Annotated in this window: 27 protein-coding genes and 2 tRNA genes; 9 read left to right on the forward strand and 20 right to left on the reverse strand. The window is 61.4% G+C overall.

The window, feature by feature from the left end:
• The first annotated feature begins 375 nt into the window (after positions 1 to 375).
• On the forward strand, positions 376 to 726 hold the full coding sequence (locus tag KW835_RS01875; protein WP_218380575.1) for an I78 family peptidase inhibitor: 351 nt from the start codon (positions 376 to 378) through the stop codon (positions 724 to 726).
• A gap of 52 nt (positions 727 to 778) precedes the next feature.
• Here the strand turns inward: KW835_RS01875 and hemW are convergent, their stop codons facing one another.
• The 5 genes from hemW to KW835_RS01900 form a co-directional block, all read right to left on the reverse strand.
• Complete coding sequence (gene hemW, locus KW835_RS01880; RefSeq protein WP_218380576.1) at positions 779 to 2,047, reverse strand: radical SAM family heme chaperone HemW; 1,269 nt, start codon at positions 2,045 to 2,047, stop codon at positions 779 to 781.
• Positions 2,048 to 2,096: 49 nt separating this feature from the next.
• Positions 2,097 to 2,696 (reverse strand): RdgB/HAM1 family non-canonical purine NTP pyrophosphatase, encoded by a 600-nt coding sequence (gene rdgB, locus KW835_RS01885; protein WP_218380577.1) that lies wholly within the window; start codon positions 2,694 to 2,696, stop codon positions 2,097 to 2,099.
• A gap of 49 nt (positions 2,697 to 2,745) precedes the next feature.
• Positions 2,746 to 3,483, reverse strand: coding sequence for a ribonuclease PH (gene rph / locus KW835_RS01890; RefSeq protein ID WP_218380578.1), 738 nt, complete (start codon positions 3,481 to 3,483; stop codon positions 2,746 to 2,748).
• 259 nt (positions 3,484 to 3,742) lie between these two features.
• Positions 3,743 to 4,645, reverse strand: a complete 903-nt coding sequence (locus KW835_RS01895) for a PP2C family serine/threonine-protein phosphatase (RefSeq protein ID WP_218380579.1) — start codon at positions 4,643 to 4,645, stop codon at positions 3,743 to 3,745.
• An 85-nt stretch (positions 4,646 to 4,730) separates the two neighbouring features.
• The gene (locus KW835_RS01900) at positions 4,731 to 5,747 is read right to left on the reverse strand and encodes a serine/threonine-protein kinase (RefSeq protein ID WP_218380580.1); all 1,017 of its coding nucleotides are present in this window, start codon (positions 5,745 to 5,747) and stop codon (positions 4,731 to 4,733) included.
• Between the two features lie 75 nt (positions 5,748 to 5,822).
• Between KW835_RS01900 and KW835_RS01905 the strand changes: the two genes are divergently transcribed.
• The 4 genes from KW835_RS01905 (at position 5,823) to KW835_RS01920 (ending at position 9,994) form a co-directional block, all read left to right on the forward strand.
• Positions 5,823 to 6,740 carry a YicC/YloC family endoribonuclease gene (locus tag KW835_RS01905; protein WP_218380581.1) on the forward strand — a complete coding sequence of 306 codons (918 nt, stop codon included), beginning with the start codon at positions 5,823 to 5,825 and terminating at the stop codon, positions 6,738 to 6,740.
• A 36-nt stretch (positions 6,741 to 6,776) separates the two neighbouring features.
• Positions 6,777 to 7,397: a guanylate kinase gene (gmk, locus tag KW835_RS01910; protein WP_218380582.1), complete on the forward strand. Its 621-nt coding sequence runs from the start codon at positions 6,777 to 6,779 to the stop codon at positions 7,395 to 7,397.
• Between the two features lie 17 nt (positions 7,398 to 7,414).
• A complete protein-coding gene (rpoZ, locus tag KW835_RS01915; RefSeq protein ID WP_005794722.1) occupies positions 7,415 to 7,618 on the forward strand; it encodes a DNA-directed RNA polymerase subunit omega in 204 nt (67 codons plus the stop codon).
• Between the two features lie 96 nt (positions 7,619 to 7,714).
• On the forward strand, positions 7,715 to 9,994 hold the full coding sequence (locus tag KW835_RS01920; RefSeq protein ID WP_218380583.1) for a bifunctional (p)ppGpp synthetase/guanosine-3',5'-bis(diphosphate) 3'-pyrophosphohydrolase: 2,280 nt from the start codon (positions 7,715 to 7,717) through the stop codon (positions 9,992 to 9,994).
• 97 nt (positions 9,995 to 10,091) lie between these two features.
• On the opposite strand, the gene greB is transcribed toward KW835_RS01920, so the two are convergent.
• Together greB and KW835_RS01930 are read right to left on the reverse strand one after the other, a co-directional pair.
• Positions 10,092 to 10,664 carry a transcription elongation factor GreB gene (gene greB / locus KW835_RS01925; RefSeq protein ID WP_218380584.1) on the reverse strand — a complete coding sequence of 191 codons (573 nt, stop codon included), beginning with the start codon at positions 10,662 to 10,664 and terminating at the stop codon, positions 10,092 to 10,094.
• A 451-nt stretch (positions 10,665 to 11,115) separates the two neighbouring features.
• On the reverse strand, positions 11,116 to 11,625 hold the full coding sequence (locus tag KW835_RS01930) for a hypothetical protein (RefSeq protein ID WP_218380585.1): 510 nt from the start codon (positions 11,623 to 11,625) through the stop codon (positions 11,116 to 11,118).
• Between the two features lie 172 nt (positions 11,626 to 11,797).
• Between KW835_RS01930 and KW835_RS01935 the strand changes: the two genes are divergently transcribed.
• Complete coding sequence (locus KW835_RS01935) at positions 11,798 to 12,238, forward strand: LexA family transcriptional regulator (RefSeq protein WP_218380586.1); 441 nt, start codon at positions 11,798 to 11,800, stop codon at positions 12,236 to 12,238.
• Between the two features lie 21 nt (positions 12,239 to 12,259).
• On the forward strand, positions 12,260 to 13,555 hold the full coding sequence (locus KW835_RS01940; RefSeq protein ID WP_218380587.1) for a Y-family DNA polymerase: 1,296 nt from the start codon (positions 12,260 to 12,262) through the stop codon (positions 13,553 to 13,555).
• Between the two features lie 137 nt (positions 13,556 to 13,692).
• On the opposite strand, the gene KW835_RS01945 is transcribed toward KW835_RS01940, so the two are convergent.
• The 10 genes from KW835_RS01945 to KW835_RS01990 all read right to left on the reverse strand — a co-directional run bounded on the left by KW835_RS01945 (position 13,693) and on the right by KW835_RS01990 (position 21,010).
• Positions 13,693 to 15,168 (reverse strand): hypothetical protein, encoded by a 1,476-nt coding sequence (locus tag KW835_RS01945; protein WP_218380588.1) that lies wholly within the window; start codon positions 15,166 to 15,168, stop codon positions 13,693 to 13,695.
• Between the two features lie 29 nt (positions 15,169 to 15,197).
• The gene (locus KW835_RS01950) at positions 15,198 to 15,968 is read right to left on the reverse strand and encodes a hypothetical protein (protein ID WP_218380589.1); all 771 of its coding nucleotides are present in this window, start codon (positions 15,966 to 15,968) and stop codon (positions 15,198 to 15,200) included.
• A 45-nt stretch (positions 15,969 to 16,013) separates the two neighbouring features.
• Positions 16,014 to 16,802 carry a DNA adenine methylase gene (locus KW835_RS01955; RefSeq protein WP_218380590.1) on the reverse strand — a complete coding sequence of 263 codons (789 nt, stop codon included), beginning with the start codon at positions 16,800 to 16,802 and terminating at the stop codon, positions 16,014 to 16,016.
• Positions 16,803 to 17,027: 225 nt separating this feature from the next.
• Positions 17,028 to 17,189: a hypothetical protein gene (locus tag KW835_RS01960; RefSeq protein ID WP_218380591.1), complete on the reverse strand. Its 162-nt coding sequence runs from the start codon at positions 17,187 to 17,189 to the stop codon at positions 17,028 to 17,030.
• Positions 17,186 to 17,596, reverse strand: a complete 411-nt coding sequence (locus tag KW835_RS01965) for a DUF1353 domain-containing protein (protein WP_218380592.1) — start codon at positions 17,594 to 17,596, stop codon at positions 17,186 to 17,188. The genes KW835_RS01960 and KW835_RS01965 overlap by 4 nt, the downstream gene beginning before the upstream one ends.
• Positions 17,593 to 18,150, reverse strand: a complete 558-nt coding sequence (locus tag KW835_RS01970) for a glycoside hydrolase family 19 protein (RefSeq protein ID WP_218380593.1) — start codon at positions 18,148 to 18,150, stop codon at positions 17,593 to 17,595. Before KW835_RS01970 ends, KW835_RS01965 begins: the two co-directional genes overlap by 4 nt.
• An 81-nt stretch (positions 18,151 to 18,231) precedes the next feature.
• A complete protein-coding gene (locus tag KW835_RS01975) occupies positions 18,232 to 18,453 on the reverse strand; it encodes a hypothetical protein (RefSeq protein WP_218380594.1) in 222 nt (73 codons plus the stop codon).
• Positions 18,454 to 18,460: 7 nt separating this feature from the next.
• On the reverse strand, positions 18,461 to 20,335 hold the full coding sequence (locus KW835_RS01980; RefSeq protein ID WP_218380595.1) for a hypothetical protein: 1,875 nt from the start codon (positions 20,333 to 20,335) through the stop codon (positions 18,461 to 18,463).
• A 4-nt stretch (positions 20,336 to 20,339) separates the two neighbouring features.
• Positions 20,340 to 20,723 carry a hypothetical protein gene (locus tag KW835_RS01985; protein WP_218380596.1) on the reverse strand — a complete coding sequence of 128 codons (384 nt, stop codon included), beginning with the start codon at positions 20,721 to 20,723 and terminating at the stop codon, positions 20,340 to 20,342.
• Positions 20,720 to 21,010 (reverse strand): hypothetical protein, encoded by a 291-nt coding sequence (locus tag KW835_RS01990; protein ID WP_218380597.1) that lies wholly within the window; start codon positions 21,008 to 21,010, stop codon positions 20,720 to 20,722. The genes KW835_RS01985 and KW835_RS01990 overlap by 4 nt, the downstream gene beginning before the upstream one ends.
• On the opposite strand from KW835_RS01990, the gene KW835_RS01995 reads away from it, so the two are divergent.
• Positions 21,009 to 21,191 (forward strand): hypothetical protein, encoded by a 183-nt coding sequence (locus KW835_RS01995; RefSeq protein ID WP_218380598.1) that lies wholly within the window; start codon positions 21,009 to 21,011, stop codon positions 21,189 to 21,191. The genes KW835_RS01990 and KW835_RS01995 overlap by 2 nt on opposite strands.
• 59 nt (positions 21,192 to 21,250) lie before the next feature.
• On the opposite strand, the gene KW835_RS02000 is transcribed toward KW835_RS01995, so the two are convergent.
• From KW835_RS02000 to hrcA, 3 genes are all read right to left on the reverse strand, one after another.
• Positions 21,251 to 21,327, reverse strand: a tRNA-Arg gene (locus KW835_RS02000).
• 218 nt (positions 21,328 to 21,545) lie between these two features.
• Positions 21,546 to 21,622, reverse strand: a tRNA-Ile gene (locus KW835_RS02005).
• 55 nt (positions 21,623 to 21,677) lie between these two features.
• Entirely contained in the window at positions 21,678 to 22,685 is a 1,008-nt protein-coding gene (gene hrcA / locus KW835_RS02010) for a heat-inducible transcriptional repressor HrcA (protein WP_218380599.1), read from the reverse strand.
• Between the two features lie 28 nt (positions 22,686 to 22,713).
• On the opposite strand from hrcA, the gene KW835_RS02015 reads away from it, so the two are divergent.
• Positions 22,714 to 23,610 (forward strand): NAD kinase, encoded by an 897-nt coding sequence (locus KW835_RS02015; protein WP_218380600.1) that lies wholly within the window; start codon positions 22,714 to 22,716, stop codon positions 23,608 to 23,610.
• Position 23,611: the final 1 nt, after the last annotated feature.

The following is a 23,611-nucleotide window of genomic DNA, read 5'->3' on the forward strand; positions in this document are numbered from 1 at the left end:
CATGCGCCCTTCGAGGCGCATTTTTTTTGCCCGCCTCGGACTTGCCAGGGCGCAAGAAGACCTGAAAACACGACCCAAGGGGCAAAAACGGGCAAAAAAAAGCCCGCATATCGCGGGCTTAACACTTGCTTGGTGCAAGCGGGAGGGATGTCGAGAGGGTGTCGACGGATGGATATTAGAACGGCATCCAAATCCAGCATGTAGGACGGAGCCGACTATCAAATCGATGCTTTTATATTGCGCAGTTCAGCTCGTCGCAACAATATGCCAATGGCCCGTCCGCCCTTTTCCTGCCTGCCTGTTACCTGTGGACACCCCGGCCGGCGAAGCCTTCCTTTATGGTGGCTGCACCCAGCATTTTCAGGAGCTACCGCCATGAACAGAACCACCCGCCTCGCCTCGACCAGCCTGATCCTTGCCGCAGCAGCGGCGATGGGGGCGTGCTCGGGCTACGGCACCACCCCGGCACCGTCGAGCAGTTCTGCCGGAGCCGGTGCCGGCGCAGCGCCACCACCACCCGGAGGTCAGTGCAATGCGCAGCCTGCCCAGGGCGTCGTGGGACAAAGCAGTACCTCGACCGTCGTGGAGTCCGCGCGCGCGAGGTCGGGGGCACAGATGGCCCGCATCCTGCGGCCCGGTCAGATGATCACCAAGGAGTTCAACGCCCAGCGCCTGAACCTGGAGGTGGATGCCAACGGCCGCATTCTGGCAGTGACCTGCGGCTGAGTGCGGCCGGGCAGAGCGGAAGTCGGCAGGCCACGCACGGCCTGTCGCTCGTTCAGTCGGAGAGAAACAGCTCCTGCAGGTCGCTCAGGAAATCAAAGCCCCGTTCCGTGGGGCGCACGCGCTCCATGTCGCGCTCGATCAGGCCCTTGCGCTCGGCCTCCTGCAAGCCTTTGGCGATGGCCGTCAGCGGCAGGCCGGTGCGGGCCGTGAAGTCCTGCAGCGCAAAGCCATCGCGCAGGCGCAGGGCGTTGAGCATGAACTCGAACGGCAGGTCCGCGCGCTTGACGTCGTCGTCCTGCGCGACAGGGCGCCCGGCCAGCGCATGCTCCATGTACAGGCGCGGCTCGCGAAAGCGCACCTGGCGCACCACGCGGTGCGCGAAGCTGAGCTTGCTGTGCGCCCCGGCGCCAATGCCCAGGTAGTCGCCAAACTGCCAGTAGTTGGTGTTGTGCCAGCACTGATGGCCCGGCTGGGCATAAGCCGATATCTCGTACCGCGCCAAGCCCGCCTGGCCCGTCATCTCCGTGATGCGATCGAGCATGGCGTAGGCCTGGTCGTCCTCGGGGATGGCGGGGGGGTACTTGGCGAAGTAGGTGTTGGGCTCGATGGTGAGGTGGTAGATGGAGATGTGCGGCGGCTTCAGTGCCAGCGCGGTCCGCATGTCTTCTTCCAGCTCATGCAGCGTCTGCCCGGGCAGCGCGTACATGATGTCGAGGTTGAAGGTGTCGAAAGCCTCCGCGGCCTCCGCGACGGCCGCCAGGGCCTGCGCGCGATCGTGCACGCGGCCCAGGGCCTTGAGGTGCCGGTCATTGAAGCTTTGCACGCCCACCGACAGCCGCGTGATGCCTGCGGCGCGGTATGCGCGAAAGCGGTCTTTTTCGAAGGTCCCGGGGTTGGCCTCCATCGTGATCTCGCAGTCGGCCTCCAGCCGCAGCCGGGCACGAATGTCGCCGATCAGCCGGTCAATGGCCGCCGGCGAGAACAGGCTGGGAGTGCCGCCTCCGATGAAGATGCTGTGCACGGTGCGCCCCCAGATCAGCGGCAGCGCGGATTCCAGGTCGGCCAGCAGGGCGTCGATGTAGCGCTGCTCGGGCACGGCGGCAGCACCTGCTGCTTCGCCCCCGTCGCCGCGCGCCTCGTGCGAGTTGAAATCGCAGTACGGGCACTTCTTGAGGCACCACGGCAGGTGCACGTACAACGACAGCGGCGGCAGGCTCTGGAGTTGCAACAGGCCCGGGCGCATGTAGTGCTGGATGTCGCGCCGGGGCGCTGGCTCTGCGGGCGCGGCCGTGGTCGCGTGTGCGATGGGAATGGTGTTCATGGCGGAGGCTCTGCAGACAAATCGCCCTGGCTGTGCAGCGCTGTGGCGCTCACAGCCAACGCTCGCGAAGCAGCGCCAGCATCTGCTGCGCTGAGCGGCCGCGGTGGCTGTGGGCGTTTTTCACTTCAACGGGCAGCTCTGCAAAGGTCTTGCCGAACTCGGGGATGAACATGATGGGGTCGAACCCGAAGCCGTTGCTGCCGCGGCGCTCCCGCGCGATTTCGCCCACCACGCGGCCCACCGCGATCAGGGGCTCGGGGTCCTCGGGGCTGCGCACGGCGACCAGCGTGCTGACCATGGCGGCACGCCGATGGTCGATGTGCTGCATTTGCTCCAGCAGCGCCTGCACGTTGGTGTCGTCGCCCTTGTCGTAGCCGAACTGGGTGGCGTAGTACGCCGTGTCCACACCGGGCAGGCCACCGAACGCGTCCACGCACAGACCGGCATCGTCGGCCAGCGCGGGCAGCCCGGTATGCGCCGAGGCGAAGCGCGCCTTGGCCAGCGCGTTTTCCACAAAGGTGCGAAAAGGCTCGTCGGCCTCGCCCACGCCCAGGTCGGCCTGGCGCACAAGCTCCACGCCCAGGGGGGCCAGCATGGCCTGCAGCTCGGCAAGCTTGCCGCGATTGTTGGATGCAAGAACGATTTTCATGGTCAAAATCAATGTTGACGCTTTTCCAACAAGCGTCAATAGCTATCAATTAGTGAGCAACCAGGGTCAGCGCCTGCTGCTGCAGAGCGACCAGTTCGGCGATGCCCTTTTCGGCCAGGGCCAGCAACTGGTCCATCTCGGCACGCGTGAAGGCAACGCCTTCGGCCGTGCCTTGCACTTCGACGAAATGGCCTGCGCCGGTCATCACCACGTTCATGTCGGTGTCGCAGTCGACGTCTTCCACGTATTCGAGGTCCAGCAGCGCAGTGCCCTGCACGATGCCCACCGAGATGGCCGCCACCGGCTGCACCAGCGGCGACTCTTTGATCTTGCCGCTGGCCAGCAGCTTGTTCACCGCGTCCTGGGCGGCCACCCAGGCGCCCGTGATGGCGGCGGTGCGGGTGCCGCCGTCCGCCTGGATCACGTCGCAGTCAAGCTGGATGGTGCGTTCGCCCAGCAGCTTGAGGTCGAACACGGCCCGCAGCGATCGGCCGATGAGGCGCTGGATCTCCTGCGTGCGGCCGCTTTGCTTGCCGCGCGCTGCCTCGCGGTCATTGCGGGAATGCGTGGACCGGGGCAGCATGCCGTATTCGGCCGTGACCCAGCCTTCGCCGCTGCCGCGCTTGTGCGGTGGCACGCGTTCTTCAACGGACGCGGTGCACAGCACCTTGGTGTTGCCGAACTCGATGAGCACCGAGCCTTCGGCGTGCATGGTGTAGTGGCGGGTGATGCGCACAGGGCGCAGTTGGTTGGCAGCACGGCTGCCGGTTCGCTCGAAGTTGGTCATGGTGTTGTCAATGTCCCAAAGGAATGGTGCCGGCAGGATCAGTTGGCGCAAAGCCACGCGCCACCACCCCTGCTGCGGTCCGCAGTGGGCGGCCGCCGGGTGAACGTGCAGTGCATGCCTGGCGCCCAAGCCGGCAATCGTCGCACAGCCGACTGCGCGCCGCCCTGGTGGTGTTACTCGGGCCGAATGGCACAACGGCTAGAACAACCCGCCAAATTGTCAGCAAGCCGCAGGGTGCGCTGCGGCTCGGCGGAAAGCCTCATGCTTTCCTGGCGGCAGACCGCCGGATCGCCTCGTTGATCTCTGCGATGGAGCGTTCAATGGCTTCGTCGTCGAGGTCGTCCACCAGCCCGTCCAGCGGGCCGGCCTGGATGGTGGACGCAAACACGTCGTCGCTGATGCTGTCGGTGGACACGCCCTGGGTGGACTCGAACGCATCCGGCGTCTCCCACTCCAGTGCGATCACGGTGACGTTGTCGCTGCTGTCGCCCGCCTTGCGCAACGCGGCCTCCACCAGCTCGGGTACCGAATGCGACACGGTATTGCGGGCGAGCTGCTTGGAGATGTCTTCGTCGTTCAGCGTGCCCCACAAGCCGTCGGAGCACAGCAGGATGCGGTCGCCCTGCTCCAGGTAGACCGGGCCGGTGATGTCGTAGATGGGCTTGGTAGGAGAGCCCAGGCAGGTGAACAGCACGTTGCGGTTGATGCGCTCCATGCCCGGAGGGGGCGAGTTGCGCAGCTCCATGTACGAATGATCACGGGTGCGCGTCAGCAGGTCGCCATCGCGCACCATGTACAGGCGCGAGTCGCCGCAGTGGATCCAGGTGGCCGTGCCGGCTTGCACCACGGCCGCGACCAGGGTGGTGCGCGGCGTGTCGAGCATGCCCTTGTCCGTCGCATAGCGCAGGATCTGGTGGTGCGCCGCCAGCAGCGCCCCGGAGAGGAACTCCTGCACATCCTTGAGCAGCGGCTTGGCTTGCCGCTGAAACAGCGCAGAGACCGTCTGCAAGGCAATCTGCGCGGCAACCTCACCCTCGGGGTGTCCGCCCATGCCATCGGCCAACACGAAAAGGCCCGATTCACGCGTGTAGCAGTAGCCCATGCGGTCTTCGTTCTTCTCGCGCCCGCCGCGGCGGCTGATCTGGAATACGGAGAATTTCATAGGGCCCCGGGCAAACGACTGCGCCTCAGGGCACTACTGTCCAGGGATGTGCGCCCCTCTCGCGCCTGCCTTGCGTCAAAGGTGTTCATTTGGGCTTGGCTCCGATGCCGGTGGCTTCACCCACCTTCTGTACATTCTTCTTGGTGTCGGACACCAGGGTGTCCAACTGGAGGCGCATCTTCTCTCCGACCGACAGCTTGGTGTAGCGGCGCTCGCCCTCGCGGCTGAGTTCCTTTTGCAAGGCAAACACCGACTGCGGGCGCGACAGGGGGTCGAGCGCCATGCACCACTCAACCACCTCGATGAGGTTGTCGGAATACACGCCGCGCAGCTTGGTCAGCGCCAGCGAGAGACGGTCTTTCTCGATGCGCTGGGGCGCCTCGTTGGGCGGAAAGCCCTGCATGCAGGCATAGATGCAGGCACCGATGGCGTAGATGTCCGTCCAGGGACCCATCGACGAATCGCGCCGGTACATCTCAGGCGCCGCGAAGCCCGGCGTGTACATGGGGCGGATGAAGTTGCCCTCTTTCGACAGCACCTCGCGCGCCGCACCGAAGTCGATCATCACGGCCTTGTTGTCATCGGTGATGAAGATGTTGGCCGGCTTGATATCCAGGTGCAGCATCTTGTGCTGGTGCACGATACGCAGCCCGCGCAGGACCTCGTCGAAGAGCGAACGGATGGTCGATTCACGGAAGACCTTTTGCGTCTTCAGGTCGCGCGCGGTGATGATGAAATCCTGCAGGGTGGCGCCCTCCAGGTAGTTCATCACCATGTAGACGGTTTCATTCTCGCGAAAGAAATTCAGCACGCTCACCACGGAGGCGTGCGAGATCTGGGCCAGCGAGCGGCCCTCTTCGAAGAAACTCTTCAGGCCCAGACGGTATAGCGAGAGCTTTTCGGACGGCACCTTGGGCAGCAGCTCGCCAGGGGCACGGGTGGCAAGGGATGAAGGAAGATATTCCTTGATGGCAACCTGCTGGCCTTCACCGTCGGTAGCGAGGTACACCACGCCAAAGCCCCCGGAGGACACCCGGCGAACCACGCGGTATCCACCAATGGCGGTGTCGGGCGGCAGGGGAGCCGGCTTGATTTTTGACATATTTTGCGAAGATGACTCGGGGGTAGAGCGGAACCCGGATAATCGCCGGATCGCAAGCAACCATCAAAAAGTCCAATGCCAGTTTACAGCATGACCGGATACGCCAGCGCACAGCATGGCGCGTCCGCCACTGGCGCAGAAACCGATGCGCGCGCGCCCCAATCGCGCCGGCTGGGGCTCGAGATCCGCTCGGTCAACAGCCGCTTTCTGGACCTGTCGTTCCGCCTGCCCGACGAGCTGCGCGCCCTGGAGCCCACTCTGCGCAGCCTGCTGACTGCTCGCCTCAAGCGCGGCAAGGTCGAGGTGCGTGCCGCTCTCGAATCCGAAGACAGCAACGCGCTGCAAGACCCCCCGCCGCGCGTGCTGCAGCGCCTGAACTCCATCCAGGACTCGGTGAAGGCCTGGCTGCCCAACGCCGCACCCCTCACCGTGGCGGATGCACTGCGCCTGTGTGCGAACGCGCCGTCGGCCAGCGAGGACTGGGCCGAGGCAGTCCCCCCTCTGGCCGAAGAGGCACTCGACGCGCTCATGGCCGCGCGGGAGCGCGAGGGCAAACGCCTGGCCGCCATGCTGCAAGACCGCGTCAAGCAGCTGCGCGCGCTGGCCTCTCAGGCCACGCCCCTGGTGCCGCAACTGGTCGAACAGCAGCGCACCCGCTTCATGGAGCGCTGGAAAGAGGCCATGGCCCTGACCGACGGCGCGGTCGCCCCCGATGCCGCTCGCGACCGCGCCCTGACGGAGGCCACGGCCTTTGCCATCCGGATCGATGTGGCGGAGGAAATCACCCGGCTGGACTCCCACCTCGACGAGATCGAGCGCCTGCTCAAGAAAGGCGGCGAAGTGGGCAAGCGCCTGGACTTTCTCATCCAGGAGCTGCACCGCGAGGCCAATACCCTGGGCTCCAAGTCCGCCGCACTGGACCTTACGCGCATCAGCGTCGACATGAAGGTGCTGATCGAGCAGATGCGCGAGCAGGTGCAAAATATTGAATGAACCCCGTGTTTTGATAGCGCTGGACGCTTATTCGCCATGGACTATCCAGGAAATCTCTTCGTAGTGGCGGCGCCCAGCGGCGCCGGCAAATCCAGCCTGGTCAAGGCCCTGCTGGAGCTTGACTCCCACGTTCACCTGTCGATCTCGCACACCACCCGCCCCCCCCGCGGGCAGGAAAAGCACGGGCGCGACTACTACTTCGCGTCGCAGTCCGAGTTCGACGCCATGATCGAAGGCAACGCCTTCGTGGAATGGGCCCACGTGCACGGCAACCGCTATGGCACCTCCAAGAAGGCCATCGAGGAACGCATCGCCCAGGGCTCCGATGTGATCCTGGAAATCGACTTCCAGGGCGCACTGCAGATCAAGCATGCCTTTGCCAACGCCATCCTGGTGTTCATCCTCCCCCCGAGCTGGGAGGAACTGCGCTCCCGCCTGGAGCGCCGGGGCGAGGACTCTCCGGATGTCATCGAAGTCCGCCTCAAGAACGCGGCCGAAGAGATGGCGCAGGTCAGCAAATTCGACTTCGTTATAATCAATGAGTTGTTTGAACGCGCGCTCTTCGACCTGAAAGCCGTAGTTCATGCCCAGCGCCTGAAGTACGCCGCTCAGCGACGCGCGCGTTCTGAGACCTTCCAGTCGCTCAATATCACCTGAATCCCCGGAGTACCCCGATGGCACGCATCACCGTAGAAGACTGTCTGGAAAAGATCCCCAACCGCTTCCAGCTCGTGTTGGCCGCCACGTACCGTGCCCGCATGCTGAGCCAGGGCCACGCCCCCCGCATTGAAAGCCGCAACAAGCCTGCGGTGACCGCCCTGCGCGAGATCGCCGAAGGCAAGGTGGGCCTGGAGATGCTCAAGAAGGTTCCTGGTTGATATTCCTTCCGGGCCACGCCCGCAAAAAGCACCGCGTGAGCGGTGCTTTTTTTTGCGCTGAACTCACCGCTCGCGCAGCCGCGCTACATTAAAGGCATGAACGCGGTGCTCAACTCACCTTCTGCAACGCAGCCCCGGCCCGGCGAAGCGCCTTCGGCAGGCACCCTTTCGGCCGCCGCCGCGGCAGCCAATGCGGCTGCGGCCAGCTTTGCCGCGCTGACCGACAGCCTGGACTATCTGGATGCGGCCAGCATCGAGCAGGTGCGCCAGGCCTACCGCTTCGCGGACGAAGCGCACCTGGGCCAACTGCGCAACAGCGGTGAGCCCTACATCACGCACCCGATCGCGGTGGCCGCGCAGTGCGCCACCTGGAAGCTCGACGCCCAGGCGCTCATGGCGGCCCTGCTGCATGACGCGATGGAAGACTGTGGCGTCACCAAGGCAGATCTCATCGACCGCTTCGGCGCCCCGGTGGCAGAGCTGGTGGACGGCCTGACCAAGCTCGACAAGCTCCAGTTCAACACCCGCGAGGAAAACCAGGCCGAGTCCTTCCGCAAGATGCTGCTGGCCATGGCGCGCGACGTGCGAGTGATCCTGATCAAGCTGGCCGACCGCACGCACAACATGCGCACGCTGTCGGACATGCCCCGCAGCAAATGGGGGCGCATCTCCTCGGAAACCCTGGAGATCTACGCGCCCATCGCCCACCGCCTGGGCCTGAACCAGACCTACCGCGAACTGCAGGACCTGTCGTTCCGGCACCTGCACCCCTGGCGCTACGCCACCCTGTCAAAGGCGGTCAACAAGTCGCGCAACCGCCGCCGCGACCTGGTGCAGCGGGTGCAGACCGAGGTCGATGCCGCCTTCTCCAAGATCGGCATGCAGGTGCGCCTGGCCGGGCGCGAGAAGACGCTGTACGCCATCTACCAGAAGATGGACCTCAAGCACCTGAGCTTTGCCCAGGTGACCGACATCTACGGCTTTCGGGTCATCGTGCCGACGGTGACGGACTGCTACACCGCACTTGGCGTACTGCACCAGATGTACAAGCCCGTGCCGGGCAAGTTCAAGGACCACATCGCGATTGCCAAGCTCAACGGCTACCAGTCGCTGCACACCACGCTGGTGGGGCCGTCGGGCGTGAACATCGAGTTCCAGATGCGCACCGACGAAATGCACGTGATCGCCGAAGCCGGCGTGGCCGCGCACTGGCTGTACAAGGCGCAGGATGGAGACGGTACGTCTGCCGAACGCCTGGGCACCAAGTGGCTGCAGTCGCTGCTGGACATCCAGAACGAAACCCGCGACGCGGCGGAGTTCTGGGACCACGTGAAGGTGGACCTGTTTCCTGACGCGGTGTACGTGTTCACACCCAAGAGCCAGATCATGGCCCTGCCGCGCGGCGCCACCGTGGTCGACTTTGCCTATGCCATCCACAGCAATGTGGGCGACCGCACCACGGCCGCCAAGATCAACAACGAGCAGGTGCCCCTGCGCACCGAGCTCAAGAACGGCGACGTGGTGGAAGTCATCACCGCGCCGGTGTCCACTCCAAATCCAGCCTGGCTGGGCTTTGTCCGCACGGGCCGCGCGCGCTCCAAGATCCGGCACTACCTGAAGACGCTGGCCCAGACCGAATCGGAAGGCCTGGGAGAAAAGCTGCTGACCCAGGCGATCCGCGCCGAAGGCCTGGAGCAGCTACCACCGATGAACGCTGAAACACAGCCCATGTGGGACAAGCTGCTGCGCTTTACCGGCAACCGCAGCCGCAGCGAACTCATGACCGACCTGGGCCTGGGCAAGCGCATCGCAAGCATCGTGGCCAAACGGCTCATGGTGCTGATGTCGGAGCACGGCCACCGCCCCGATGCCCTGCTCATGACGCGGGAACGCTATACCTCGCACGAGACCCTGTCGCAGGGCGCGGTCACTCTGGACGGCAGCGAAAACGCATCGGTCCAGTATGCAGCGTGCTGCCGTCCGGTGCCCGGCGACAGCATCGTCGGCTATCTGGGTCGCGGCGAAGGCCTGGTGGTGCACAACGCCCACTGCACCGTGGCCAAGCGGCTGCAGAACAAGGACAGCGAGCGCTTCATCGCAGTGGACTGGTCTGACGAACCCACCCGCATGTTCGAGACCGGGGTGGTGGTGACCGTCAACAACGGCAAGGGCGTACTCGCGCGGGTGGCCGCCGAGCTGGCCAGTTCCGAAGCCGACATCACCCACGTCGACATGGATGACGAGGCCGCCCTGGACACCACCGATCTGCGTTTCATCGTTGCCGTCCGGGACCAGTCACACCTTGAAACTGCACTGCGCAACCTCAGGCGCACTCAGGCGGTCATCCGCGCCGCCCGCATCACACCGCAGGCTTGAGAGATCGAGATCGGAAGCTGGCACGGGCCCTGGTCCGTACCAGTTGCCGTTGCCCGACAGGCGAACGGGTAGACACCCCCGAAGTCAGCAGCTCTGGTCAGCGGGCCTCTTCGGAACCCCGTGGCGGATACTGCACCGCCACGACCTCGAGGCTTCGGACACCGCCGGGTGTCGGCAACTGCACCTCGTCACCCACACGCGCCTTCAGCAGCGCCCGCGCCACCGGCGAGATCCAGCTGACCTGCGATGCGCGGCTGTCCGCTTCGTCAATCCCCATGATGGTGATGGTGCGCTCGACACCTTCATCGTCGACATAGACGACCGTTGCCCCGAAGAACACCTGGTCGCTGCCCGCATGCAGACTGGGGTCCACCACCTCGGCAATTTCAAGGCGCTTGGTCAGGAAGCGGATGCGCCGATCTATCTCGCGCAGGCGCTTCTTGCCGTACAGGTAGTCGCCGTTCTCGGACCGGTCCCCGTTGCTGGCAGCCCAGTGCACGGCATCGACCACTTTGGGCCGCTCGTTGTCGATCAGGTCCAGCAACTCATCACGCAGGCGCGCATAGCCCGCAGGGGTGATGTAGTTCTTGCCGCCTGCTGGGAGCGCGGGCAGCGCCAATTCATCGTCATCGGACCCCTCATCGGATTCCTTCGTGAAGGCCTTGCTCATCGCAGATCTCTCCCGTCAGCGAAAAAAGCTGGGACAAATGAAAAAGCCTGCAATCTTTCGATTGCAGGCTTTAAACATTGGTGCGGCTGGCAGGAATCGAACCCACGACCCCTTGGTTCGTAGTTCGCTTGCCGCCTGCAAGTGGTTGATTTTACACAGTTGAATGCCGTCCGTTCCGACACATTCCGTACTGTTATGTACAGCACAAAGGGGGGGAATCCCCCAAATCTCCCCAGTCAGTCCCCCCGAGGGGCCAGATCGCCAAGTGTGCCTGGTGTTGGTGTAGGCATTGGTGCTGGTGCTGGGGCTGCAGAAGCAATCGTTTCAGCGCAAGAGCTTTGAAGGTTCTGCGCAAGTTGTCGCAGCCCGTTGAAACTCTCATTAGCGAGATCTCCGAGACCCACAAAGCCCTTTTGGACTTCAACCAATACTGGCCCTTTGTCTTCTTTAGTCACGCCATCATCCCCCATTTTTTGATTACAGAATAGCAGCCTACGATAGTAAGCAAAAAGACACCTGAGCCAAAGCTCAGAACTGCGGTCCTATCAACCAACGTGAGCGCTCGGGCCGTGTTCGGTCTTGTATTGATTAGATCTGAAACATAGGTTTTATTCAAACCGTACGCCAAAAGAGTGCTCACGATAGTCACTAAAAAGAGGAAATTTGCCACCAGATACATCGTAAGGAAAAGGATTGACCCGCTAACCGGATCAACTAACGTAAGAGAGAAAGCAATTGCACCGCTAGCTAGCGTCAAGAGGCTCTTGTCCAATTCCATCGCGCTGTTGATGAAGGCGTTCACTAAGACCTCGTAGTAGGACACCTTTTTTTGATCCTCCACGGCCTGGTCGCGAGCAATACGCTTTGCCGACGCCTCCTCAACCTTGGACTTTTCATACGCACCCAATACATCAATCACGGCAGCCTTGAATGCAGGGTCGTTCGGATCTGTCGGTGTCATGCGCTTCCCTCCAATGCTCATCGTGCGGTTCGAACCTAACTGTATCAGCCCTGCTTGTCCAAGCACTCGCTAGGTGGAAGCCCTGCCCCCCGCAACACTTCAGCCAGGTGGGTCAAAAGCCCTGAAATCTCGGTGAGTAGCCCCCAACATGCGCGCAAGATATACTGTATGAATGCACAGTCCCACCAGTTTCCATCAGCCCGTGCCTATCAGCGCGGCTGCCATGGTGCTGCCGCTGGCCAGCATGTCGGTGCAAGCCGGGTTCCCATCGCCTGCTGAGGATGAATGCGCTCAGCGGCTGGATCTTTCAGCCAGGCTGATCAAACACCCGCAAGCCACCCACATTCTGGGCGTGAGCGGCAACTCCATGGAAGGTGCCGGCATCTTTGACCGCGACCTAGTGCTGGTGGACAAGGCGCTGCGTGCACGTCATATGGACATAGTGGTGGCCGTCATGGATGGCGAATTCACCATCAAATACTTCTACAACCGCAACGGATCTACGCGCCTAAAAGCCGCCAACCCAACCTTCCCGGACATCATCCCTCGCGACGGCCAGTTGATACAGGTTTGGGGTGTTGTCATCTGCTGCATCAAGCAGTTCATCAAGTGAGGCCGCTGAGCGTGATGAACGATGTTTGCTCTGGTGGATGGAAACAATTTTTATGTGAGCTGTGAGCGCGTGTTCCGCCCTTCGCTCGTGGGGCGGCCAGTGGTAGTGCTGTCGAACAATGACGGCTGCGCCATCGCGCGAAGCAACGAAGCCAAGGACATGGGCATCAAGATGGGCGAGCCTTGGTTTGCAATCAAACACTTGGAGCACCAGGGGTTGGTGCCATTGAGCGCCAACTTTGCCCTCTACGGCGACATGAGCGACCGGATGATGAGCCTTGCGGCGGGGCTGGGCCCATCGCAAGAGATCTACAGCATTGACGAGTCCTTCATCAGCCTGCAGGGCATGCGTGGCGACCTGACAAACCGGGCACGGTCGGTGCGCGCCCGCATCCTGCAGTGGACAGACATCCCCTGCGGCATAGGCATTGGAAGCACAAAAACACTTGCGAAACTGGCAAACCACATCGCAAAGACAGCAGAGCGCAAACCCGGCAGCTACCCCGATATTTTGGCCCAGGTCTGCAACCTGACCACACTGCCTGCGCGAGATCTTAACGACGTGCTGCAGGCCACTCAGGTGGGCGAGGTGTGGGGCGTGGGCCGCAAGATTGCTGCGCAACTGCAGGAGGCTGGAGTGCACACCGTGTTAGACCTGGTGCGCATGGACCCCGTGGTGGCCCGCCGGCGTTGGAGCGTGGTGTTGGAGCGCACCGTCCGCGAGCTGCAGGGGATGCAGTGCATTACTCTGGATGAAGCGCCCGAGCCCAAGAAACAGATCGCATGCACCAGATCATTCGGCCACAGCGTGACAGACCTTCCACCGCTCATCGAGGCGGTGAGCGCCTTCGCCACCCGTGCCGGCGAAAAGCTGCGCAAACAAGGGAGCCTGACCAGCCAGGTGCTGGTGTTTGCCCATTCATCGCCGTTCCGGGAGGGGCCGCGATTCAATCGTAGCGTGGTGGTGCCCCTACGTCGCCCTACAGCCGACACCAGTCACTTGGTGAACGCGGCAGTGTTGGGCATGCGTCGCATATACGAGCCGGGCTACAAGATGGCCAAGGCCGGCGTGATGTTGCTAGACCTTGCGCCCGGCAGCGTGCACCAGGGCGAGCTAGACCTGGAAAAGGACCAAGTGAAAGACCGCACCGCGCTGATGCAGGCCATGGACAAGCTGAACCGGCGCTACGGCAAGGGGACTGTGCATATAGCCAGCACGGGACCAACGAAGCAGCCCAAAGAATGGGGCATGAAGCAGGAAAGGCGCACCCCGCAATACACCACTAAATGGGAAGACGTGCCTATTGCGCGGGCGTAGCGCGGGCGGCCATCCTAAGAGCACCTCTAACGACCCGACGTGCCCAAAACGCTCAACTACTGCCCTGGCAACTTTGGCTTAAGGGTCTCCGGAGACCCCGCAAGCGAGCTCGAAGCAGGCTACCTCCCCGAAGTCCGCTATAAATCCCGGGAGACTATGCGAGCCACGAGAGGGTCAGCTACCCGAAATTTATCCACCGGCCGCCCAGCAGTAGCGACCTGTTTGGTGCCATCGTATTTGACGAGTTGAAGCTCCACCCACCGATCAATCTTCCCTCGCGAAGTCTGTGCTGACTGGCGAGTTAAACGCTGCACATCCTTTGTAACAAACTCCAGCGAACGGAGCTTTGAAATCGTTCGGGCTTCTTCAAGCAAACCTTTGTTGTATAGAGCTTGGAGGGCAAACGAGTTCATCCCACTTTCGAATGCGTCGGTGTCTAGTTTTCTCGGAACCCTCTGATTCCGTTGGATATGCGTACTTAACACATGATCGAAGACAGAAATTAATGACCTTGGAGATCTCCCTGTTAGATCAATCATCTCCAACATAAGTGAATTCACATCAGTCCCCGGCTCGCTTATGTCCGACAGTTCCTTTATCCTCCCGCCAGAAAAATAAGACATCCTTCTATTAACCATATCCGCAAGATAACCAACCTCCCACGCAATCAATCCGCTCGGAATCTTATCAAAACGAATCTTCGCACCATTTTTTCTGCGGATGTTCCTTGAAACCTCATCCCATACAAAAAATGTCCAAGTAAGATTTTCAATTTCATGCAGATTTATATTTGAAAGTATGGGAACGATTAGATCAGAGGCTGCATCCAGATCATTCCCCGTCCAATCTGTTTCGTCCACCTTATCCATTTGAATCAAAATTCCAGAGAACCCGAATGCACGAGCGACCTCCACGGCTTTTTTCAATATATAAATCGGATCATGAAAGCCATCACCCTTCTGCCTGGCAAGCATGGCCTGGTAAGACTCTGGATTACCCAAGTCAAAATCGGCCTTCTTCTTTGCAATAGCTAGAGCGACATTGACAAGCGAAGACGAAACCGCATCCCACCGTTTTTCGATCCAAATACCCACCTTAGTCGGTATTGAAGTACCAATTAGCTCATATGTCTCAGACGCGCTATCAGCCCGCGACTTATCGGATCGATTGAGGTAGAACGTGGAAATGAAATTACTAATCAGCGGCGTCGAGTCAGCCGTATGCGCCTTGAATGCCCGCTGATCCTCCTCACTCAAAGTACTAAGCCAAGCCAAAAGACCTTCTGCCACAAGAAATGCAACCTGGGTAGCAAAAAGATCAATTGTCAGCGCCCCCTTAATATAAGGCCTGAAAATATTAAATGATGTGAACGGGACGACAAGTTGATCCTGTGGGCCACTCATTAATTTTTTTGCAATCGTGAGCCTTGTAGCTGACTTCCCGCTGCCCCTTGCACCTTCAAGGAAAAACGAGCCGCTTTTCTTCGAGGCCTCCTCAGTACGATCAAGATAAGGCGGATGCACAGCGTAAGCAGCTATCTCTGGCTCCCGCTCAGCGGTGTTTGAATTGAACGGGTTGTCAGTAAACCCAAGCGCTTGATATCCACCAGACATACGAATTCACCTCCCAAATAATGCAATAATTACGGCGACGGCGACGGCGACGGCGACGGCGACGGCGACGGCGACGACGACGACGACGACGACGACGACGACGACGACGACGACGGCGACGACGACGGCAGCGCGTCAGCCTTAGTTACACGCGTGGATGCAGCATCCTCACTCGCAATATACCCTGACTCATTCTGCGCCGCTGCAATTTTGGTATCCGATTTCTTCCGCTCACTCAACAGATAATTTTGGGCATCGAAAAGTCCCACCTCTACCTCCCGCAACAGATCACCATCTCCTGTCTGCCCAACCACATGCTCTAACCGCCTCATAAGAAGGACTACTCGGCTTCCAAACTCAGCATAAAGCTCTCTTCTAGTTCGAAAATATCCAGGGTGCTCAGGAGGGTCCCAGTCCGATTCAAACGCCTCGGAAATTCTCTTGTTTACTTTCTTCTGCCTCAAAGGCAGTGATTTCAGCGAATGCTGGAGATCAAATGGCAACAGCTTCCACTCAACTGGAAGCTCTTCCAAGTTGAAGATAGGGTAAGTGTTCACGGGTGTATATTCGCCACTCTCGTCGGAATCTCCGAAATCCCAAGCAACAAGAAGACACCCCTCCACGAACACTTGGAGCTTAGAGAGCACCTCCGCCACCAGAAAATTTAAATCATCTTCCCGCTTCTGCGCCTCCGCACGGTTTGCTCTTTTATTGCCTACCCACATACCAACTAATGCAGATGTGGCGCCGATCAACGGACCGCCCAACCCGGCAAAAACATCAGTTATGAAGGTAAGCATCAGGGCTCCAGAGTAACGAAGACTGCCAGTCTCGGAGTCTAAGGGCTAAAAAAGTCCTAAAGGCTCCAAGTCGCGGTCCCAACTGTAGATGATTAGTTCAGTGCGATCGACTCCCTTGCCACCGCCAGCCACTTGGTATGTGATTGGCACTTCGTCCATCTGAAAATCAGTAAAGCACGCTCGGATCTCCGGGTGATCATTGATGCTCAAGATGGCCTTGCCTTTTAGGCCTAGCATCAGCTCAGCCATTGCCTCGTACTCGGGCCAGGCGAACGGAACGCCGTAACCTTCTGTCTCCCAGTACGGGGGGTCTAAATAGAAGAGCGTGTGAGGCCGATCGTATCGGCGCATGCACTCACGCCAGTCCAGACGTTCCACGTATGTACTAGCCAGGCGCAAGTGCGCGGCGCTCAAAGTCTCCTCCAAGCGCAACAAGTTAACAGGCGGCGCTGTGGTAGCCGTGCCCCATGTTTGCCCATGCACTTTGCCGCCAAACGCATGGTGCTGCAGGTAGAAGAAGCGTGCAGCGCGCTGCACATCGGTCATGGACTCTGCCGGCGTTTCCTGCAGCCACTTGAACACGTCACGGCTGCTGAGCTGCCATTTGAACTGGCGGACGAATTCCTCCAGGTGGTGCTTTACCACGCGGTAGAGATTGACCAGCTCACCATTGATGTCATTGATCACTTCCACATCTGCAGGCGGCCGAAGGAAGTACAGAGCGGCACCGCCTGCAAAGACCTCCACGTAGCAAGAGTGCGCAGGAAAGCGCGGGATGATGATGTCGGCCAGGCGTCGTTTGCCGCCGATCCACGGGATGATGGGTGTTGCCATGATGGGCTCCAGGGTATTGATACACTGCCCCGGCCTGTACAGGTGGGCGGGGCCTTGGCTGGGCTCACTGGCGCGTTCAGTGGTCTTGGTGGCCGTCCGGGTGTTAGTAGCACCCAGGCGGTCGCCTCGTTCTTTTTTTTGTTCCACCGACAGCCACAAGCCACAAGGGTTTGCGGGGCGCTGGAACATATGAAGCGGCGGAAGTGCCGCCGCATGTTCCAGCTGCTAGATGCCGCTGGAGCCGTCTTGCTGCGAGTTCAGGACAGGGACAGCAGTTGCGGCGCACTGGCCGCCAGAGGCAGGCACATAGCAAAAAGCGCCCAGCTTGAAGCTGGAACAGCCTGAGAGGGCCGCTGCGGCGGCCAGGGCAATGGCAAGTTTTTTCATGGTGCTTCTCCTTGGTTGTTGAGGGGGGGTTGCGAGGTGACGTCTTCGTAGTACGCGCCGCCGCCGATGCGTACGCCAAGCCACATGAAGAAGCGCGGCAGGAAGGAAACCTCGTTTTTCATCGCGGCGTCGAACACCGCATCGGCCCACTTGCGCGGCCGATGAAGCGAGTACAGGTAGTCATGCAAGATCGCACTGCGTCTGGCCCTGTTGGCGAACAACAGGTATGCGCCAGGCAGTCGGGGCACGCTTGCGAGGTCGGTGGTGAATCCACGGGGCACGGTGACGATTTCGACGGGCTTGCCGTCCTCCTCGATGCGCACCGTGAAGTTGTCGACCAGCTCCCATTCGTTGCTGTTCCCCAGAGGCTTGAGCAAAGGGTCGATGAGGAACGTGACGGTGATCACAGGCCCATCTCCTGACGCACCGCGTGCCATCGCTTTAGACGATCTTTGTGCCCGTTCAAGCCGCCATTGACCTTGCGCGTTATGGCCTCGAAGGCGTCGACGTCGGCTAACGAGTTGATGTTGCGCGAGTCCCAATAGTCCCCCGCGCACAGTGCAGCCCATGGCTCGTGGGCGAGCAGTTGAGGTTGTTCCTCGAAGTCAGGAACGTGCGCCCCCAATCTCGCCCTCAGCCGGTCTCGTATCTGCGCATGGTTGCTGCGGCCCGTGATCTGGATCAGGCCGTGGCCGCGATATCGAAGCCCGTCTCCGGGCTTCACATTTCCGAGATCGGAACGGCCTTCATAACCCAGCTGCGCCGCAGTTGGGCCCCACAGCTCCGTTGTGTAAAGCAGTCCCTCCGACTCGTGCCCGACCTGGGCGAGAAACGCACAGAGCCGCTTGGGCGTGTAGATCTCGTAGGCCTCACACGTGGCCCGCAATGGCTCCAACCATCGCTGAGCGCGGGCAAGGTTTGCGCCGATGGCTCGAAGCGCCTCGACGGTGATAAGGTGCATAGGTATCTCCTTTCAGGGTTGCAGAAACGACAACGCCCGCCGGTGTTGCCACACGGCGGGCGTTGTCCAGGGAATGAACGGCTAGATCTCGATATCGACAACGGGCAGATTCGGCGCCTCGCCCTCGATCACGCCGTCGCGAACAAAGACGTATTGACCAGGTGTTGCATCGCCGATGGCTTGAGCGATCCCTCCCCCATGGAAAGAAACAGTCGCAACGCCGGCCTCGTGCGACAGCACCTCGCCGATCTGGCGCGGCGCATCTGGGAAGATTTCCTTGAAGGCTTGGAAGAGGTTTTTCATTGAGATCTCACTCCGGGTGGGTTTCGACAGACAGAACCTGCCGCAGTGTTGGCATAGACCACTCAACAGACGTGGAGCGGACGAAGCCGAGGTGCGTCGTGCCGACGTCCACATAGCGCACCAGGGAGCCAGGCTTGATGACACCGGTCTCAGAGAGGATGGGCAGGCGCAGGCTAATTTGCGCCCCCAGGCCAGAGCTACCCAGCTCCGCGATACCTCGCTGGCGCGCGGCCTCGGTCTCGGTGATCAGCGGGTGCGTGACGCCCGGCGCAACCAGCAACCCGGCAGTCCCTGCGCGCCGTACGTTGCCCGTGATTCCCACGCTCACGCCGCTTACGAAAACGCGGTCATAGAGCGCACGTCGCTCCCATTCGATGCCCTCGACGCTCACCACGGCTGAGGGCAACTCGTAGTCGGGAGTGAGTGCACTCCAGCGCCAGGGGGCGTCTGGGTATCGTCGTAGAGCACGCACTGTTTGCGCAGTGTCGTGCGGCTGGATGTAGCCGCCCACGGCCCCCGCGATATCGAGCAGTGCGCTCATGTACGAACCCTGATGCGTCCAGACCCCACCGGGGACAAGCCAGTCCGTGAGGTGCCAGTCAACATCCCAACCGATGCCCACGCCGTTGAGTGTCAGCACTTCACCCATGAGCTGCTGACCAGTTCGCGCAAGGGCGTTGCCATGATTCAGGGCCGGCGAGTACGGAGCATCGAGCAATGCTGCAATGCCTCGCCCCTTGACATTGACACGCGTGCTGCCGAACTGGCGCTCCCTGCTGTAGCTCTCGGCCAGAAGGCGATACGGAACGCCGTTGATGGTCGCAACGACCTGCACCGGGTTGCCGTCCGACCCCGGCGTTATCAACGGCAGCGCACTGGCATGGAGTGATGCCGTCCACTGCCATGTCCACGAATCGGCGTCCAGGGACATTCCGAAAGCGGAGGCGGGAAGCGGCGTTCCATCCGCGCGCGCCAGGCTGACGCTGTTGACTGTCATGTAGAACCTTCTGACTGGAACAACGATGGTGTCGCCGGGCTCCGGCCCAGGCCCGATCCGTTGACAGATGAAAACAAGCCGCCCGTCGCCCGTGAACGGCTCAGTGAAGATGAGTCGCCCGACCGTGGCCGGGTCGTAGCAAGGCGGTTCAGGTGGATCGACTGGCAAAGCCGAGACACCAATCCGCGGACGCTGCCCCTCCTGCCAATGCGACCGCAGAGCCCGCCGCATGTGAACGCCGTCCGACCAGCGGCTGCGCACCACGTGGCGCAGGGGAGCGCCGTTCTGCCAAGCCGAGACGACGGCGTTGCGCATGCGGGTCTGTTCCTGCCAAGCAGACAGCACAGCGCCTCGGCGCAGCACACCCTCCTGCCAAACCGTGAGCGCAGCAGCCCGCACGCGCTCGCTCTCCTGCCAGCCGGTTTCCAGCGCCTGGCGCAGTTGAGCGCCGTCCTGCCAATGCGAAATTGCGCCGGCACGCAGGCGATCGGCCTCCTGCCAGCCGAACTCCAGCCCGCTTGCGACGGGTAGGCCCTGCTGCCATGTGACGTCCACCGCAGCGCGCATCGGCTCGCCCCTCTGCCACGCCACCGCGACACCGGCCGCAAGGGGTTGCGCCTCTTGCCATCGTGTTTGCAGCTCGGCGCGCATGCCCCGGCTAACGTTTGCATCCCACTCCAGCCCGATCGCGCCGTCCAGGCCGGGCAACTCGGCGTCAATGCCGAGTCGTGTGCCAGCGCGCAGCGTGAGCGTGCCCAGGCCGGGCAGGTCGCCGTCGATGCTGAGCGTGACGTCGGGCACCACCTCGTCGCCGGCATCCCCGAAGACCAGGCGCCCCGTGCCGTCGTGCGGCTGGGTGAAGACAAGTTTGCCGTCGAACTCCACACGATCACCCCAGCAAAGCAGGCGAGAGCAACGTCAAGACGCCGCCCGCATAGATGGTCAGGCCAGGCCCGGTGCCCAGTAGCTTGAATGGGCCCGGCCCGTCTTCCCCGGTGACTGCCGCCCCCCAGATGGGAACGCCTGAACCGTTGCACCACTCGCCCCATGTGGGCGTGCCGGTCGCAACCACCAGGTCATTTGCAGCCGCTGGCAGCAACTGGATGCGCCCCTCGGCCGTGATCGTGCCGCAGGGCTTGGCGAAGGTGCGCATGGCAAGCAGGATGCCGCCCGCCTCGCTGTACAGCTTGAGGGTGGACTGGCCCGGCCCGGTGTCGGCCAGTGTGATGCTCGCCTGATTTCGAGCGCCTCGATGCGCCGAGCTGATCGTCATGCAGCCTCCGTTGCGCGCACCGGGCCTGCGCCCGTCGCTTTCTGATTGCGGGCGGTGTCGATGCCCACGGCGACGTACTCCTCGCCCAGCTCCAGGCCAGTGGCGGTGTAGTAGCCCTGTTGATCGCTCCAGCCTTCCCAGACCTTGCGCCCGTCAGTCAACCGCAGCAACCACACCCTGCCACCCCCGAACGGCGATTCAGGGCTGGACGGCGAGGACTTGAACATCACGCGGTCGCTGATCACACCCGAAGTGGGGCGTATCTTGTGGCACAGCACCCGGAGCATGACCCAGCACTACAGCACGGCGCAGATCGTGGAGCTGCATGGGGCACTGGAAAAGATCACCGCCGACAGCGGCGCGTGGAACAAATCGCTGGCCACGCTGCGGGCAGAGCACCAGGCACGCCTGGCCGGGGAACAAAGTCCCCCAAAAGTCCCCACACTGGCACTGGAGCGGGTCGCATGAGAACGCGATCCACAAAGGAAAAAGCCCTGTAACTTCAAGAAGTTACAGGGCTTACCTGTTGGTGCGGCTGGCAGGAATCGAACCCACGACCCCTTGGTTCGTAGCCAAGTACTCTATCCAGCTGAGCTACAGCCGCTAAGCTTTGAATTATAGCACGATTTTTTGGCGACCCTAGAAATCATGATTTTTTGTTGTTCCTTGCCGCTTCGCAGCAATCTCCAACTACTCAATTCAAACGCAAGCCGAGATTGTAATGCACTGCAGCAGCCCAAAAAACGAAACAGGCTGCCAGAGGACGAAAAATGACGTGGATCCTTTCAGATCGGACGCCATCTGCGCGCTGGTAAAGGATGGTGGTAGGGCGTGAGGGACTTGAACCCGCGACCAAAGGATTATGAGTCCTCTGCTCTAACCAACTGAGCTAACGCCCCAATCCATGCTCCAGCGCAGTACATACAACGGGGGCAAGCGCCGTATTGTAGGGGCTTACTTGCGGTGGCTGAGCGCGTTGGAAACGAGCTTCGAGGTGATATCCACAATCTGGATCATGCGGTCGTACGGCATGCGCGTGGGGCCGATGACTCCCAGTGTGCCCACCACCTTGCCATCCACCTCGTAGGGGGAACTGACCACCGACAGCTCCTCGAAAGGCACCACCAGGCTTTCACCGCCGATGTAGATGCGCACGCCCTCTGCCTGGCTGGAGATGTCCAGCAGCCGCAGTATCTGGGTCTTCTGCTCGAAGAGATCGAACGCACGTCGCAGATTCCCCATGTCGCTGGAGAAGTCGCTGACGGCCAGAAGGTTGCGCTCGCCGGATATCACCACCTCGTCCTGCGCAGCCGACAGGGCCTCCGACCCCACATTCACGGCCGCCTGCATGAGGGACGCGATCTCGCCACGCAGCGCATCCACTTCTGATTTCAACCGCTCGCGCACCTGCTCCATCGCAAGACCTGCGTAATGCGTATTCAGGAAATTCGAGGTCTCCAACAGCTGCGCCGCGGAGTAGTCCACTTCCGTGAAAATGACGCGGTTCTGCACGTCACCTTCCGGAGACACGATGATCACCAGGAACCGACGCTCCGACAGCTTCAAAAACTCGATGTGGCGAAAGACAGAAGTACGCCTTGGCGCCATGACCACGCCTACAAACTGCGACAGATTGGAGAGCAGCTGCGCTGCGTTGGCAATCACCTTCTGCGGTTGTTCAGGTGCCAGTTGCTGCGCGGGCATGAACGAGTCGCGCTGGACAGTGAGCATCGTGTCCACGAACAGCCGATAGCCGCGCGCAGTAGGTATGCGCCCTGCAGACGTGTGCGGACTGGCGATGAGACCCAGCTCCTCCAGGTCGGCCATCACGTTGCGGATCGTGGCGGGCGAGAGGTCCAGCCCGGATGCGCGCGACAAAGTCCTCGAGCCGACCGGTTGCCCGTCGGCTATGTAGCGCTCGACCAGCGCTTTGAGCAACAACTTGGCACGGTCATCAAGCATGGAATGATTTTAATGATGTAATTTCGCGATGACGTCCAATTTCCGCCATGTCGCCCTCATCGGCAAGTACCAGGCTTCATCAGCGGGCTCTGCAGGCGATACCTCCCGCCAGGCTCTTGAAGACATCGCGCACTTTCTGGAGCGCCAGGGTTGCGAAGTGGCCCTGGAGGCCGAAACCGCCAGCAACATGGGCCTGGTCCATTACCCATCGCTGAATGTAGACCAGATAGGCACCCGGTGCGATCTCGGGCTGGTGGTGGGCGGCGACGGGACCATGCTGGGCATCGGCCGGAGACTGGCCCGTTTCGGCACGCCCCTGATCGGCATCAACCAGGGGCGCCTGGGCTTCATCACCGACATCCCTTTCGATGCTTACCAAGCCACACTGGCGCCGATGCTGCAGGGCGAGTACGAGGAAGACCTGCGACCACTCATGCACGCCACTGTCGTGCGCGATGAGCGCGTCGTGTTCGAGGCGCTCGCCATGAATGACGTGGTCGTGAACCGGGGCGCGACGTCCGGCATGGTGGAGTTGCGCGTGGAGGTGGGTGGACGCTTCGTGGCCAACCAGCGCGCGGACGGCCTCATCATCGCCTCCCCCACTGGATCGACCGCGTATTCGCTCTCGGCCGGCGGTCCGATGCTCCACCCATCGATCCCCGGCTGGGTGCTCGTGCCCATCGCACCCCATACGTTGTCAAACCGCCCCATCGTGCTGTCCGATGCCACCGAGGTGGCGGTCGAGGTGGTCAGCGGCAGGGACGTCAGCGCCAACTTCGACATGCAGTCGCTCGCTTCGCTGCTGCACGGCGACCGCATTCTGGTCAAGCGGTCAGAACACTGCGTGCGGTTTCTTCATCCTTTAGGCTGGAACTACTTCGCCACCCTGCGCAAGAAGCTGCGCTGGAACGAAGGGGGCTCCTGAC

It is taken from the genome of Acidovorax sp. sic0104 (assembly GCF_019219095.1).
GTDB lineage: Bacteria > Pseudomonadota > Gammaproteobacteria > Burkholderiales > Burkholderiaceae_C > Acidovorax.

Bases quoted from the DNA above. Each gene is read 5' to 3' on its own strand.
- KW835_RS02015 (WP_218380600.1), top strand. From the start codon at position 22,714: ATGACGTCCAATTTCCGCCATGTCGCCCTCATCGGCAAGTACCAGGCT.
- KW835_RS01960 (WP_218380591.1), bottom strand. From the start codon at position 17,189: ATGAAAAAACTTGCCATTGCCCTGGCCGCCGCAGCGGCCCTCTCAGGC.
- KW835_RS01895 (WP_218380579.1), bottom strand. From the start codon at position 4,645: ATGAAATTCTCCGTATTCCAGATCAGCCGCCGCGGCGGGCGCGAGAAG.
- KW835_RS01945 (WP_218380588.1), bottom strand. From the start codon at position 15,168: ATGTCTGGTGGATATCAAGCGCTTGGGTTTACTGACAACCCGTTCAAT.
- KW835_RS01905 (WP_218380581.1), top strand. From the start codon at position 5,823: ATGCCAGTTTACAGCATGACCGGATACGCCAGCGCACAGCATGGCGCG.
- rdgB (WP_218380577.1), bottom strand. From the start codon at position 2,696: ATGAAAATCGTTCTTGCATCCAACAATCGCGGCAAGCTTGCCGAGCTG.
- gmk (WP_218380582.1), top strand. From the start codon at position 6,777: ATGGACTATCCAGGAAATCTCTTCGTAGTGGCGGCGCCCAGCGGCGCC.
- KW835_RS01995 (WP_218380598.1), top strand. From the start codon at position 21,009: ATGACCCAGCACTACAGCACGGCGCAGATCGTGGAGCTGCATGGGGCA.
- KW835_RS01920 (WP_218380583.1), top strand. From the start codon at position 7,715: ATGAACGCGGTGCTCAACTCACCTTCTGCAACGCAGCCCCGGCCCGGC.
- KW835_RS01955 (WP_218380590.1), bottom strand. From the start codon at position 16,802: ATGGCAACACCCATCATCCCGTGGATCGGCGGCAAACGACGCCTGGCC.
- hemW (WP_218380576.1), bottom strand. From the start codon at position 2,047: ATGAACACCATTCCCATCGCACACGCGACCACGGCCGCGCCCGCAGAG.
- KW835_RS01975 (WP_218380594.1), bottom strand. From the start codon at position 18,453: ATGAAAAACCTCTTCCAAGCCTTCAAGGAAATCTTCCCAGATGCGCCG.
- KW835_RS01875 (WP_218380575.1), top strand. From the start codon at position 376: ATGAACAGAACCACCCGCCTCGCCTCGACCAGCCTGATCCTTGCCGCA.
- KW835_RS01930 (WP_218380585.1), bottom strand. From the start codon at position 11,625: ATGACACCGACAGATCCGAACGACCCTGCATTCAAGGCTGCCGTGATT.
- rph (WP_218380578.1), bottom strand. From the start codon at position 3,483: ATGACCAACTTCGAGCGAACCGGCAGCCGTGCTGCCAACCAACTGCGC.
- KW835_RS01935 (WP_218380586.1), top strand. From the start codon at position 11,798: ATGCACAGTCCCACCAGTTTCCATCAGCCCGTGCCTATCAGCGCGGCT.
- KW835_RS01940 (WP_218380587.1), top strand. From the start codon at position 12,260: ATGTTTGCTCTGGTGGATGGAAACAATTTTTATGTGAGCTGTGAGCGC.
- hrcA (WP_218380599.1), bottom strand. From the start codon at position 22,685: ATGCTTGATGACCGTGCCAAGTTGTTGCTCAAAGCGCTGGTCGAGCGC.
- KW835_RS01950 (WP_218380589.1), bottom strand. From the start codon at position 15,968: ATGCTTACCTTCATAACTGATGTTTTTGCCGGGTTGGGCGGTCCGTTG.
- KW835_RS01900 (WP_218380580.1), bottom strand. From the start codon at position 5,747: ATGTCAAAAATCAAGCCGGCTCCCCTGCCGCCCGACACCGCCATTGGT.
- rpoZ (WP_005794722.1), top strand. From the start codon at position 7,415: ATGGCACGCATCACCGTAGAAGACTGTCTGGAAAAGATCCCCAACCGC.
- KW835_RS01990 (WP_218380597.1), bottom strand. From the start codon at position 21,010: ATGCTCCGGGTGCTGTGCCACAAGATACGCCCCACTTCGGGTGTGATC.
- KW835_RS01985 (WP_218380596.1), bottom strand. From the start codon at position 20,723: ATGACGATCAGCTCGGCGCATCGAGGCGCTCGAAATCAGGCGAGCATC.
- KW835_RS01970 (WP_218380593.1), bottom strand. From the start codon at position 18,150: ATGCACCTTATCACCGTCGAGGCGCTTCGAGCCATCGGCGCAAACCTT.
- greB (WP_218380584.1), bottom strand. From the start codon at position 10,664: ATGAGCAAGGCCTTCACGAAGGAATCCGATGAGGGGTCCGATGACGAT.